A 14,294-nucleotide genomic window follows, 5' to 3' on the forward strand; every position below is an offset into this window, starting at 1 on the left:
ATCCAAAGAGCCAAATTTTCAAGGAAAACTTTTCTCTTTAGATTTTGTGTATTATTGATTGCGGTCGTAATAGAGCTGATGAGCTTTAAGACGAGAGTCTAACAAATCTGGTACGGTAACAAAGTCATAACCTTGCCCTTTCAAATAGTCAATAACCTTCGGCAGAGCATTCACTGTTTCAGCATGGATATCATGCATGAGAATAATAGAACCATTCTTGACTTCACGCTGAATTTCTGTCAAAATAGATGCTTCATTTTTACTCTTCCAGTCCAGACTATCTACATCCCACATAATAAAACTCAAATCTAAGCTATTGCGAATGTCGTCTGTAATGGCTCCATAAGGTGGACGCATGAGTTTGGAACTAGAACCCAACACTTTAGTTAGCGCATCCTCAGTATCAGTAATTTGTTTTTTAGCTTCATCAAGGGAAAGTTTTGAAAGCACTGGATGACTCCAACTATGGTTTCCAATGACATGTCCATCCGATTTCATGCGTTTCAAAATCTCTTCATTACCAGAAACATTCTTACCTAAAACAAAGAAAGTTGCCTTGATACCATACTTGGAAAGAGTATCTAATGCTTGATTTGTCGTCGTAGGATTTGGTCCATCATCAAAAGTCAAGGCCACTACTTTACGATTTTTCTTTTCATAATAAGCCTTATATAGCTCTGCATCCTTATCTAATAGATAAGAGGACTGAATAACTTCAAAGAAACTAGATACTGGCAAGGCAATCTCGTCTAGATTTTCAACTGACTGACTTGGATAAAGGATAATCTGACTATCCTTGTAATCAAAATTCCATGCAGACAAGTCTTGGTCAGAGAAGCCTTTAACAACTTGATCGATCTTTTCTTGCTCCAATTTCTTATCCTGTAAAAAAGAAGTCAGTTCTTTTATCAGTTTCTCTTTGGCCTTACTAGCATCTGAAAATAATTGATCAAGTGTAAAAGGTTTACCATCTTCTGTCAAATGTACTTTTGCCAGACTAGTTTTTTCAGTCTCTTCAACTTTTGAAGAAGTTAAATCATAGACTTGTTTCATCACACTTCGGTTGACAATCCCTTTTAAAGTCGAATCCTGTTTCTCCGTATAATAAAAAACCAGATTTTCTTTGTCTTCCAGATTTTCCTTAATATCCTTTGTCATGATTTCTTGTACAGATGAAATCACTTGCTCCCCTTGGAGAGGATAATAGGCAATTACTTCTGCTTGTCCCTTACGAAAATGATCTTTCTGATTTCCCTCACTTAATTGATCATCTTTCTCTTTTTTGAGAGATTCAATTCTTTGTTCAAAACTTTGCTTTGTATATACTTTGTATCCAATCATTGAACCAAGGACGCAAATACTTACCGAAAAGATAGCTACCAGGGCTATTAAACCGATTCTCTTTTTATCGTGCTCAACACGTTTTGCTCTACTTTTATCCATAGAGATATCATATCAAATTCAGGCTATAATTTCAATTATTTTAGAGGAAATAGTATATTAAAAAGAGGGGAACTCCCTCTTAAAATCTTATTTTACTGCTTCTTTCAAAGCATCTACCTTGTCCAAACGTTCCCATGGAAGGTCAATATCTGTACGTCCCATGTGTCCATAAGCCGCTGTTTGACGGTAAATTGGGCGCTTGAGGTCCAGCATTTGGATAATTCCTGCAGGGCGAAGGTCAAAGATTTGACGGGCTGCTTTTTCAAGCTTGCTTTCAGCTACTCTTCCTGTACCAAAGGTATCGATACGAACAGAGACAGGCTGCGCAACACCGATAGCGTAAGCCAATTGCACTTCTGCTTTCTTAGCAAGACCTGCTGCAACGATATTCTTTGCAATATAGCGAGCCGCATATGACGCAGAACGGTCCACCTTAGTCGCATCTTTACCAGAGAAAGCACCACCACCGTGACGGGAGTAGCCACCATAAGTATCCACGATAATCTTACGACCAGTCAAACCTGAGTCCCCTTGAGGTCCACCGATTACAAAACGACCAGTAGGATTGATGAAGAATTTTGTTTGCTCATCCAAGTAAGAAGCTGGAATAACCTCTTTGATAACCTTGTTAATGACATCATTGTGAATTTGTTCGTTGCTGACTTCTGGATCGTGCTGAGTTGAAATAACAACTGTGTCCACACGTACTGGACGGTCATTTTCATCATACTCAACTGTAACTTGTGATTTAGCATCTGGGCGAAGATAGCTAATTTCCCCAGACTTACGAAGTTCTGCCAAACGACGAACTAATTTATGACTGAGTGAGATTGGCAATGGCATGAGCTCTTCTGTTTCATCCACTGCAAAGCCAAACATGAGCCCTTGGTCTCCAGCACCAATTAAGTCCAGCGGATCTTGATCTGCATTTCCACGAACCTCCAAGGCTTCGTTAACACCTTGGGCAATGTCAGGAGATTGTTCCACCAAAGATGGATGTACTCCTACAGTCTCAGCAGAAAAACCATATTCTGTATTAGTGTAGCCAATCTCTGCAATGGTATCACGAACCACACGGTTAATATCCACATAAGCATTTGTAGATATTTCACCAAAAACATGGACTGAACCAGTATATACAGCTGTCTCAGCAGCAACGTGCGCCTCTGGATCTTTAGCTAAAATAGCATCCAAAATCGCATCCGAAATTTGGTCTGCAATCTTATCTGGATGCCCCTCAGATACAGATTCAGACGTGAATAATTTACGTTCTGACATAAAAATGTCCCCCCTTAAAAATAGTGTTATAGAGTTACAAAGTACTGATAGGTATTTTCATTTTCTAAGAGTTACAACGCGTAAGAAATAAAAACGATACTTTTTTATTTCTGAAGCTAGTAAGGCGCATAGGGTGACCGCCTTATAGCGGCAACCGTAGAATGACGAACGACTTTTGAGCCGTCATTCTTTGCGAATTGCGACTCGCAAGAAAAAATAGAAATTTCTACCATCTTATCGGGACTATATAACTTTACCATTATACCATTTTTAAACTCAATTTGCAGTCTATAATGTAGTGTTTCTGTATAGATAGTTCGTTCTCATAAAACAAAAAGGATTTAATCCTGTTATATACAGAATTAAATCAAAATCTGAATTGCTTTTAATATTTTTTATACTCTCTAGAAACACCTCTATAATACATACTCAGACCTAATATAGCAATAAATTTATGAATAATAGTATTTGATTCGAATAAAATGTTAATGACTATCCCAGTCATTATAAAACTAATTGCAATTATTAAACGCTGCTTCATTTATACCTCAACTTTCTATTTCGTAGAAAAAAAATTCAGTTCCTATCCAAAAGCCTATAATAGCTCCACCATATCCTCTTAAAGAAACAATACCTTCTCAAAGCATGAGAGTTCACCTTCAATGCTGGATAGCATTGCTTCATCCATTACTTCAAATCGTTTCACCTTTGTATTCATCACGAATATTTCCTTACATTTATATTAATTTTTTATCTTGTTACAAACTTGGTAAGTTTTTCTGCTCATTTTTCCTTATCTCGTTATACCAAAAGATATCAATCCTTGAGCTAGATTTTTACTCAATTCTCCATATGTGGCAATTTCTTTATAAAATGTCGCAACCTTTGGGCTCATTGATTTGTGACTATGAATCCCACTAACAGCCTGCTGACGAAGAGCTTCTGACAACTCCATGACAACTCTCTGCTCATTTTTTGTATTCTCTAACAGAGTTTTATAACGTAATAAAATATCTCGTTCATTTTTATGAATCTCTGTATCTAAAATCAAATTGTAAACCTTATTGAGAATTTCTTCTGTTCTCTTATCCATAAATTATCCTCTATAACCTGAAAGACAATAGCTCCTACCCAATGATGATATCCAACCATTAGCCATGACATCTTTAGTTAACTCAAAATCACACTTAGTTACAATATCCCCATTCTCAATTTGGAAATTAACAGATGAAACATTGTCCAAACATGTAATGAGGCGAAAAAGTATCGTCATCACAACCTTATAAAATTCCCTTTTGGTTTATTCCTTTTAAACCTATACAAATTAATAGTAGAGTGGCTATGATATCAACAATATCTTGTGACTTTAGTAAAGACAAGACTCCTAGAGAAATAATGTAAAATATACTAATTACTTTTCTCGTTATAAACAAAAACTACCTGCCGCTAGCCCGCCTGTTGAAATCGCAAATGTAACACCAACAAGACCAGTAAATGCAGTTAGACCTATATAAATTGACATACCAACTCATACTCCACAAGTAGGATTTAATCCACCAGAGTACTCTTGTAAATCACTGTTTTTTAGAATTGAAAACTGACTCATTGAACTATTCATTGTCCATCCTCTCTTTTTAGCAAACTCGCATAGCTGTATCACTACCTAGAATCGCAGCACCAGCAGCTCCAGCGTAGAAAAAGTCTATTTCAGTCATCCCTGCCATACCTGAAATACAACCCAAATCATTTTTACCTCCTTCAACACAATAATAGAAAGAGCATCAACTTTGAGCACATTAACTTGTTCTATTGTTTTTGTATCCATGATGAATATCTCGTATATAATAGAAATCTTTTGTCAGATTATAACCTTGACAAGTTCAGTATAGCAAAACAAAATCGATTTTTATCACAAAGTATTTACATGTTGCTAACTCCACTTATCTTCAAATTTAAATAGACACATTATCGGAGTTATCAAAAAGTCTTGAAAAAGTCCAGAATGATTATAATCTGATTACCCAAAATATGATTTAGACATAATTAGTTAATATCATTCTGCATTACTAGTTTAATTTGATACAGTGCAAATCGAAAAATTATTAGCAATAATAAAAAGCCATTTCCAAAAAACAAGAAATACATTGCTAAATCACTCTTTAAATAGTATAGAAACCAAATAAGCATCCAAAGTATGCTCATTTTTATAAAGATATTACTTACTATCCATTCAATCTTTAGCAAGAGATAATTAACTATGTTCATTATAACAATCTCCATATTTCCATCCTCATCATATCTATAGCTCAATCACTTTACTACTATGTCTCAAAATAATTTATTATTATATACTATAATTAAAACGTTAACTCATTCTTTTTTTGAAATATGTAATTCGATATTATTCGAGCAAATAATGTATACTACTGTGAATAACACTACAAATATATGAGTATAAAATAATACAGATGACGACTTATAACCATCTATAACGACAAAAATAATTGATAATAGTAACAGAAAAAATGTAGGTGCTAAAATCTTTTTAATAAATTGCTTGTATCGATTAAAGCATAGTTCAAAACTAATGTTTCCTCTCTTCTTATTATGCGTTAATAAGTGAATCAGCAACTCAAAAAACACACTGCCTACAGAAAGAACTAAAACTTCGCTTATTGGAACATTTAGAACTATTCCAATCGCACCTATTATAAAAAAAGATATAAAAAGAGCTAAAATTAGCCTAAATTCACCACTTTCCATCAACTAACCCCTTTTCTATAAAAATCTAGCGATAGCCCATATAGCTGTACAATATTGTGCTCATAAAACACCTCCAGCCCAAGTTCCAGCTCTTGGTGCAACCAAACTACCAATCATTGCTCCTGCTAATGTGCAAACTTCCCCTGCACTAGCTGTTCCTCCCTCAATACTAGCCAACATTTCGGTATCCAAAACATCAAATTGAATCGTTGTCTTTGTTTCCATGGGGAATACCTCCATATTAATTTTTATTATTTTTGTCAGATTATAACCTTGACAAGTTCAGTATAGCAGAACAAAATCGATTTTTACCACAAACTATATACATGTTGCTAACTCCACTTATCTTCAAATTCAAATAGACACATTATCGGAGTTATCAATAAGAAAAAATCTAACCAATTTAGATAGTTCATAATATAGGATATAATACCAGCCATAACGAAAAGGTACAAAGCTGTACGATATCCTCTCTTTGGGTTTTTATCAGCCTTAGTGTTAAAAATAATGTACACACAACAAATTGCAATGAGTATAAGCTGAATCATAGTTTCATTTAACATATTAGCACCTCTTCTTTTTTTAAAACTATTTTAAATAAGTTGTTGTTTTTGATTCCACGATGATTACATCCTGTATAATAGATGTTTTTTATGAGATTATAATCTTGACAAGTTCAGTATAGCAGGAAAGAAGAAATTTTTACCTCAAAGTCTTTAAATGTACTTTTTTCATCACGAAACGTATTTTTTCATGATTTGTAACCTTTCGAGATTAAAAATAAACCATTTTAAAATTTATTCCACAAATCGCTGCTAGATATTGTAAAGTCGTCACTCTAGCTTTTTTGCCCAGTTTTATTGTTATGACTATTTCCTAGCTCATTTGTAGGAACTAGCTAAAAAATAATGTATATAAAGTCATAACAAAAGAGTCCCCCTTAAAATATTCTATAGAATATCCTAAGAATGGCGACTCTTTTAAAGTTCTATTTCCAAGATCTGTGTAAAGACATAATTTTTACTTGTGGTTTTCAAACATACATTTGGATAAGATTTTAAAATTCTCCGAACATTGGCCAAGCCTATACCCCGACCTACTCCTTTTGAAGAATTGTCACGCTTGAATATATCTCTCAATTCTATCTCTCTTTCTAAAGTAGAATTTTTTACAATCATGACTAATTTATTCCATTCTGTATCCTCAAGAAAACAAACTGCTATTCCTCCTTCTGCTGCGGACTCTATAGCATTATCTAACAAGATAGAAGTAATTGTTAAGAAGTCAATTTGTTCCATATTTTTTATAGAGAACTGTTCACTAATCTCCAGGGAGACTGGAACAGATAAGTTTTGGGCCTCCGATAACTTAGATAATAGTAAACTCTTTAGCGCCAAATCATTGATATTTCTTAGATGTGCTACATCAAAACGCTTGCCTTTTAATTTTTCACCAGAATTTTTCAAAACGCTATCATAGACTTGAGAAACCAAATTAATATCTTTTTGATCGATACCTATTTTTAAGCTCGATAAAATATTAGCATAATCATGTCTAAAGCTTCTAATTTCTTGATACAGCCCCTCAACTTGTTGACTATAATTACTAAGATTTTGCAATTGAATTTCTTTTTGTAGAACGACTTTCTCCTGTAATTCTTGAAGTAACTTTCTATCCAATAGATTAACAAAACAAATAAACAATAAAAAGTAAACTGCTGTCAATAATTCTTTATAATCCAACATTCCATCCCAACTTACTTTATCAATGTAGTTTATATAAGGCGGTAAGATAAAATAAGCAATCATTAAAATATCCGCAGTAATTAAGATAAATTTTGTCTTTCTATCTAAGTTCTTTATTTTTAAATGACTAAAATTATATTGAAAGATACTAATAAGGAATAACACAATAATTTTAGCTAGTAAAGAGAAAATCATTATTCCTAGATTTGTTTCATATATAGTTTGCAATATGGGAATCTTATAAATTACAAAGTAACCTAAAAAGTTTTTGATGACATCCCAAAATCCAAGTGGAAATAGTGAGTAAAAAAGTAGTAAAGAAACCTTACTTCTTAATTCACCAATGGACAAAGTATATAGTATAAAAAAAGTGGGATAACTCAATAATGACCCGTAAAAATAAAATTCTGTTGATCCAAATACAAAAACAAATAGTAATATTGAAAGATAGAACAGAATAATGGATATTCCGATTTTTTTCAGATTTAATCTCTCACCTAAAACTCTAGCATGGATACATAACATTAGAAAAGTACCTATAATATCTAGAAAAAATATCATCTAAATCTCCTTAGTCATGAAGTCTTTCGACAGCTTTCATGAGTGAACGTATCTTTAACCTAGAGACAATACAAGAGGACCCGTTTTGAAAATGAACTACCCGATTTTCTTTATCAATTGAAGAAATATTATAAGGATTTACGATAAACGATCTATGACATTGAAATAAGCGTGGTTCCTGTTCTATGATTTCGGATAATTGTCCATAAAATTCAACTATGTCTCGTTTTGAATAGAGTGTCAATTTATGGGCTATTGACGATGTCTCAATATACAATAAATCTTTAAAAGGGACTTGAATTTGAGCTTTAGATCCTGTAAATATAAAAGAGTCCTCAGATACTGTTATTCCTTGATTATCGCTAACACTTAAAATAACATTTTCAATTCGTTTGATAAATAATGGTTCAGGTAATTCTTTATCAATGAAATCAATAGCTGATACTAAATATTCAAAAGATACAGGCATAAACTCAGAATGTGATGTTACAAAAGCAATCACTGCTTGAGAATCAAGTTTTCTAATTTCTCTAGCAACGTCTAATCCTCTTTTGTCAGCATCTTTTATTTCAATATCAAGTAAAAATAATTGATGATTTCCTCTCTCTGAAATGTCCTCTAAAAGCTGTTGAGGTTTTCCATAAACCTCAAAATGCCTATACTCAATCTTATTATCCACCAAAATTTTTTTGACAACATTTTCAATTCTAGTCTGTTGTAAAAAATTATCTTCTAGTATAAAAATATTCACTACTTCACTCCTATATATTTTTCCACTGATTTTTTAATATTGTAAAGTGTCTTCTAGAACAAGCAATGTCTGATACTCTATCATCCAAAAACATAATCGTTCTTGTCTCATGATTAAATCCTGCTATTTTATCTTTATTCACAAGAAACTTTCTATGGCATCTAATAAGTTCTTCTGAACTTTCCTCTTCGATTTTAGCTAGTGAGGTTGAAGCTTCAAAATTCCCTTCGGCTGTTACAAAAAGAACAGCATGAGCTTTTGTAGGGTGAGTTGTAACATAATAAATTTTAGAGAGTGATACCTTTACTATAGCTCTATCTTGATATAAAATGTAGTCTTTCATATTTAGCCTCCTTCTATCAGTTTAATCTTATCAGAATGATGGAAATTAAATTATAAAAATCTCAAATGGTTTCTATACTATCTCAAATGGTAAAAATTTTTTTAATTTAGACATTTCATGATAAAATAGATACTTTTTAGTATCTCAATAATATTAATCTTTCTTTATTTGATAAACTAATATCTAATGAAAGGAAAGCTATGAAGGCAATTCAAATTTTACACTATTCTTTATTTGGATATATTTTATCTCTGTATTTAAAATATTATTTCTTTAATAAAACATTCAAAAATACAAAAATTCTACAAGGGCATAAGATTAACCACAAATATAAATCTTCTACTTATTTTATCATAAAATCAAGGTCCCTAACATCTAAAAAAATGAAACTCTATTTAAAATCTATCCAATTTAGTTCAAAAAAATCAGAAGTTATCATCATAGGCAGTCAAATTGATTATGATGAGCTTTATCGAAACCACTATAGTGTGTTTGGTGTTATAGACATAACTAATAATAAATCATTAAAATATATTAAAGATAAAATTCATTTTTACTTGGAAGAGCTCTATGAATTTAAGAAGGATAAGAGTGATTAAGTCTATGAAATAAAGTTCCAAGTCTTATAACTTTATATTCCGTTACATCATAGAATTTTGATTTCTTCCTCCACATGCTCCAGTTTGATAGCAAATTTTAGTGCCATCTTAAAGCAGTCATATTTTGTCAGTCTTATTTTTGCTGAGTTATTGAGATTGATTGGAACCTCTACTATTTTATTGATATGAGCTAGTTTATTATGTGACTTTCAGTCACATAATAGAAAAAGTTGGAGCTCAGTACTCCAACTTTTTCTATTAAAATGTTTGGCGTTTTGCTTTACGCTCTGCACGACCACGTGCGCGATTTTCAGCGCGCTTGGTCTTGCGGCGTTTTTCATCAACCGCCCATTGAATTTTCTTCTTATAACCTGGTTTGACTTTTTTCTTTTTCTTTTTAACCAAACCAATCATTTCGATATCAAGTTTATCTTGTTTTTTCTCACGGTTGGCACGACGATCACGGTCATAAGTATCTTGAAATTCCCCGTCTTTGACCATTTTAGGAGTAAACTTGATTCCCAATTTCTCCAACTCACGGATATCCGAGTCATCACTGGGTTGGTAAAGGGTAATAGCTGTACCTGGTAGGCCATTTCTTCCAGTACGACCAACACGGTGAACAAAGAAAGATAAATCTTGCGGAATGGCATCATTGATGACATGGCTGACACCTTCAATGTCAATCCCACGCGCTGCCAAGTCTGTTGCGACAATGTACTCAAAATCCAGATTTTTCACCTGGTTCATGATACGCTTGCGTTCACGAGGGGCAATATCTCCATGAATCTTCGCTACCTTCAAGCCTTGAGCAGTCAGATATGAATGCAATTCATCAGCACGCATTTTAGTGTTAACAAAAATCATTGCCAAATACGGTTGCATCAACTGAGTTAACTGGTAAATTTGAGCATTCTTGTCACGTCCCTTTGTAGAAATCAACCAATTATCAATGGTATCAGAAATGACCGTTTTGGTCTTGATTTTCTCCATAACAGGATTTGACAAGTATTTTTTCAAGAATGGTTGCAGTTTTTGTGGGATAGTCGCTGAGAAGACCATGAATTGCAAGTCTTTTGGAAGGCTTCCAGCAATCTTATCAACAGTTTCCAAGAATCCCATATCCAAGGTCATATCTGCCTCATCGACCACAAAGGTCTTAGCCTTGTGAATAGCTAGGTCACCAGACTTAACTAAGTCATAAATACGGCCAGGCGTTCCGATAACAATATGAGGCTGGTTACTTGCCAATTTGTCAATCTGGCGAGCCTTATCCGTACCACCCACATAATTAACCACACGAACTTCGACATCTGAGTGGGCTGCAATCTGACGGGCTGCTTGGTAAATTTGAGTAGCTAATTCACGGCTCGGTGCAGTAATGACTGCTTGAACACTATCGTCGGCTTCATCTAATTGCTGGAAAATCGGCAATAGGAAAGTGTGAGTCTTACCCGAACCTGTTTTTGATTCACCGACTAGGTCACGACCTGTCAAAACAATAGGAATCAACTTGTCTTGCACCTCTGTTGGAGTTGTAAATTTCAACTCCTCCAAGGCTTCACTAATATATTTTTTAAATTGAAATTTCGTAAATGACATAATATCCTCGATTCTATCTATCCTATCAATTATACCATATTTTATTCCATTTCAGTAGTCTCACTTATTTAGGCTATTTCTAGTAGCTTCTCTAGTAAAAAAGGCTGGAATTTGTGAATCCCAACCTCTTTTCAGTCATTATTTCCAGTTTAAAATAGCATTCAAGCCATAGTGATCACTCACTTGTGGACTCTTGTTACCATCAAATACGACATGTAAATTTTCCACCGCTAACTCCTTGGTAGTAAAAACATAGTCGATTCGAAGGGGTTCAGTGTTCCCCTTCCATCCATCAATTTCTGGTGGAACAGTATAGCTACCACTTTTATCTTGAGCAACTTCAAATGCGTCTTGTAAGCCTAATGGACTAGCTAAAATAGCTTGGTAACCTTCCTGACCAGCTGGGTTGTTGAAATCTCCAGCCAGCAAAAGTGGCTTGTTTAGTTCTTTCAAGACAGCTTCAAATCGTGCCCATTCTTCTTGGAAACCTTTATCCCACCAAGAAAGGTGGACACTGGCAACTGCAAGTTCCTTACCATCAACTACAGTTTCAGCCAAGGCAACACGGCGTGTATGATAGTCTGTTGGATCATCCACATCTGAAACTAAAATTTCTCTGGCTTCAATAGGTGTTTTAGACAAGATAGCTACACCTTCATGGTAGCGGTCATAACCGATATGGTTATAGGCCCAAGTCCAGTAGTAATCTTTTCCTTGCTCAGACAACTTTTCAACCAAAAGTCTAACATAATGGTCTTGGTGAATAGGTTCAGCAGCTGGCAAAGCTTGATAAAGGTCATTAACCTCCACCTCTAGCGAAGTAATCTCCTGATTGATTTCTTGGAAACATATCAAATCATAGTCTTTATCAAGAATATCTTCAAGCAAGAGCTGGAATTTTTCCTCAGCTTCTTTTTCCATCCAGCTATGAGTATTGAGTGTTAAAAATTTCATTCTTTTCTCCCAAAATAAGAGGTTGGAATACAGCTTCCAACCTCAAGTATATTACAATTCTACTTTAGCAACTGCTGTTTTAGCTGCAAGAGAACCTGTTTTTTCTAATTTAACTGATTTAATTGCATCACCATTTGTGAAGACAACTACTGTAGTAGTTTCACGACCTGCTGCACGGATAGCATCCAAGTCAGCTGTGACAAGAAGGTCACCTGCTGCAACTTTTTGTCCTTCAGCTACATGAACAGTAAATGGTTTTCCTTCAAGACTTACTGTGTCCAAACCAATGTGAACAAGTACTTCAAGACCTGCTTCAGTTACAAGACCCAGAGCATGTTTTGTAGGGAAGATGCTTGATACAGTACCTGAAACTGGAGATACAATGTTTCCATTTGCAGGTTCTACAGCAAATCCGTCGCCCATCATTTTTTGAGCAAATACTGGATCTTTCACTTGTTCCAAAGCAACAACTTGACCGTCTGCTACTGAGTAAACTTCCTCTGTTACACCTTTGTAGTGTACAGTGTTTTGTTGTGCTTCTGTCATTTGACTTGGAAGAGTTTCAGGAATGATTTCACCTGAATCAAGAATATCTTGGATATCAGATTTCAATACGTCTGCTTTTGGACCGTAGATAGCTTGAACTCCTTGTCCTTTCATGACAAGACCCATAGCTCCTTCTGCTTTCCATTGTTCTGCATCACCGACTTTGTCAGCATCTTTTACAGTTACACGAAGACGAGTCATACATGCATCAACATCAACGATGTTTGCACGTCCACCAAGAAGGTTAATAATGTTTACAGCTTGAGAGCCTGCTGCAACTTTCACTTCGCTACTAGCTTCTTCTGAACCTTCAGCAGTTTCGTAATTTCCGTTACGTCCTGGAGTTGCGTAGTTGAATTTTTGAATCATGAAGTTTGCGATAAAGTACATGATTACGGCAAAGAGAACAGTTACCCAGATAAAGTTAACGATATCCATACCAATACCAGCATTAATTGCTAGTGGTGTACGAGTCAAGAATTCAATTGAACCGAATGAGTGGACACGTAGGTTTACTACGTCAGCCATAGCGAAGGCAGCACCTTGAACAAGTGAGTAAACAAGATACATAGGTGTTGCTACAAACATGAACATGTATTCGATTGGTTCAGTAACCCCTGTCAAGAATGTTGCAAGAGCTGTCGCAATCATCATACCTTTATATTGATGTTTCTTATCAGCATCGACATTACGGTAGATAGCAACGATCACACCCATCAAGATACCGAATGAACCGATCATTTGTCCAACTTTGAAACGAGCTGGGTGAACAGTATCTAACAATTGTTGGTAGTGACTTGCATCTGTACCTTTAAGGTTAACAAGGTCTGTTACCCATGCAAGCCATAGTGGGTCTTGACCAAATACTTGGCTACCTTTTGCTGCACCAGTTAAGACCTCATAAGTACCACCAAGAGCTGTGTAGTTCATTGGGATAGTCAACATGTGGTGAAGACCAAATGGTAAGAGCAAACGTTCCAATGTACCATACAAGAATGGTGCAAGGATTGGAGCAGTTTCTTGTGAGTTAGCAATCCAGATACCAAAGCTATTGATACCTGTTTGAACTACTGGCCAGAAAGCAGCAAGTACAATTGCAGCAATTATTGAACGAAGAATAACTACAAACGGTACAAAACGTTTTCCGTTAAAGAATGAAAGTGCATCAGGAAGCTTACGGAAGTTGTAGTATTTGTTGTAAGCAGTTGCTCCAATAAAACCTGAGATAATCCCTACGAACACACCCATGTTAAGTGCTGGGGCTTCCATAACACTAATGAAGTAATCAGCAACTTTGATTGATCCACCAAAGAGAGTTGTTACCATAGCATCTGGATTTTTCAACATATCGCCTGATACGCCAAAGATTGTACCAGTGATACGGTTAATCAAGATGAAGGCAAGACCAGCGGCGAAAGCACCACCAGCACGTTCTTTAGCCCAGCTACCTCCAATGGCTAGGGCGAACAAGATATGAAGGTTAACGATAACCCCCCAACCGATTTGTTCTAGTACACCACCAGTAATAACAAGTGGTGCAAAGGTTGGGTTAATCATCACGATAGACTTACCGATTGAAATCATCAAACCAGCAGCCGGCATAACCGCGATAACCACCATCAAAGCCTTACCGAATTTTTGCCAAAACTCGAAAGACAAGACATTTTTGAATGTATCTTTCATCATTCAAATCTCCTTTATTTTTATTT

Annotated in this window: 12 protein-coding genes; 1 reads left to right on the forward strand and 11 read right to left on the reverse strand. The window is 35.1% G+C overall.

Translation table 11 applies throughout. From position 1 onward, the window contains the following. Positions 1-51 precede the first annotated feature (51 nt). The 8 genes from pgdA to HMPREF2764_RS06005 form a co-directional block, all read right to left on the reverse strand. A complete protein-coding gene (gene pgdA / locus HMPREF2764_RS05960) occupies positions 52-1,443 on the reverse strand; it encodes a peptidoglycan-N-acetylglucosamine deacetylase PgdA (protein WP_070527968.1) in 1,392 nt (463 codons plus the stop codon). Between the two features lie 87 nt (positions 1,444-1,530). Continuing rightward, positions 1,531-2,721: a methionine adenosyltransferase gene (gene metK / locus HMPREF2764_RS05965; RefSeq protein WP_070527971.1), complete on the reverse strand. Its 1,191-nt coding sequence runs from the start codon at positions 2,719-2,721 to the stop codon at positions 1,531-1,533. Between the two features lie 793 nt (positions 2,722-3,514). Beyond that, entirely contained in the window at positions 3,515-3,814 is a 300-nt protein-coding gene (locus tag HMPREF2764_RS05970; protein WP_070527974.1) for a bacteriocin immunity family protein, read from the reverse strand. Positions 3,815-5,091: 1,277 nt separating this feature from the next. Further along, positions 5,092-5,484: a hypothetical protein gene (locus HMPREF2764_RS05980; RefSeq protein ID WP_070527977.1), complete on the reverse strand. Its 393-nt coding sequence runs from the start codon at positions 5,482-5,484 to the stop codon at positions 5,092-5,094. Positions 5,485-5,544: 60 nt separating this feature from the next. Further along, entirely contained in the window at positions 5,545-5,709 is a 165-nt protein-coding gene (locus HMPREF2764_RS05985; RefSeq protein ID WP_000448735.1) for a Blp family class II bacteriocin, read from the reverse strand. 755 nt (positions 5,710-6,464) lie between these two features. Continuing rightward, the gene (locus HMPREF2764_RS05995; RefSeq protein ID WP_060627929.1) at positions 6,465-7,790 is read right to left on the reverse strand and encodes a GHKL domain-containing protein; all 1,326 of its coding nucleotides are present in this window, start codon (positions 7,788-7,790) and stop codon (positions 6,465-6,467) included. Positions 7,791-7,800: 10 nt separating this feature from the next. Beyond that, positions 7,801-8,541 carry a response regulator transcription factor gene (locus tag HMPREF2764_RS06000; protein WP_060627927.1) on the reverse strand — a complete coding sequence of 247 codons (741 nt, stop codon included), beginning with the start codon at positions 8,539-8,541 and terminating at the stop codon, positions 7,801-7,803. Between the two features lie 10 nt (positions 8,542-8,551). Further along, entirely contained in the window at positions 8,552-8,884 is a 333-nt protein-coding gene (locus HMPREF2764_RS06005; RefSeq protein ID WP_070527983.1) for a LytTR family transcriptional regulator DNA-binding domain-containing protein, read from the reverse strand. A gap of 200 nt (positions 8,885-9,084) precedes the next feature. Here HMPREF2764_RS06005 and HMPREF2764_RS09700 point away from each other — a divergent pair, with 200 nt between their 5' ends. Next, positions 9,085-9,483 carry a hypothetical protein gene (locus HMPREF2764_RS09700; RefSeq protein ID WP_083306603.1) on the forward strand — a complete coding sequence of 133 codons (399 nt, stop codon included), beginning with the start codon at positions 9,085-9,087 and terminating at the stop codon, positions 9,481-9,483. Positions 9,484-9,741: 258 nt separating this feature from the next. On the opposite strand, the gene HMPREF2764_RS06015 is transcribed toward HMPREF2764_RS09700, so the two are convergent. From HMPREF2764_RS06015 to HMPREF2764_RS06025, 3 genes are all read right to left on the reverse strand, one after another. Next, entirely contained in the window at positions 9,742-11,085 is a 1,344-nt protein-coding gene (locus HMPREF2764_RS06015; protein ID WP_004238723.1) for a DEAD/DEAH box helicase, read from the reverse strand. A gap of 138 nt (positions 11,086-11,223) precedes the next feature. Further along, complete coding sequence (locus tag HMPREF2764_RS06020) at positions 11,224-12,039, reverse strand: endonuclease/exonuclease/phosphatase family protein (protein WP_070527986.1); 816 nt, start codon at positions 12,037-12,039, stop codon at positions 11,224-11,226. Positions 12,040-12,090: 51 nt separating this feature from the next. Next, positions 12,091-14,271: a PTS transporter subunit IIBC gene (locus tag HMPREF2764_RS06025; protein WP_083306604.1), complete on the reverse strand. Its 2,181-nt coding sequence runs from the start codon at positions 14,269-14,271 to the stop codon at positions 12,091-12,093. Between the last annotated feature and the right edge of the window lie 23 nt (positions 14,272-14,294).

Source organism: Streptococcus sp. HMSC073F11, from assembly GCF_001810785.1.
Lineage (GTDB): Bacteria > Bacillota > Bacilli > Lactobacillales > Streptococcaceae > Streptococcus.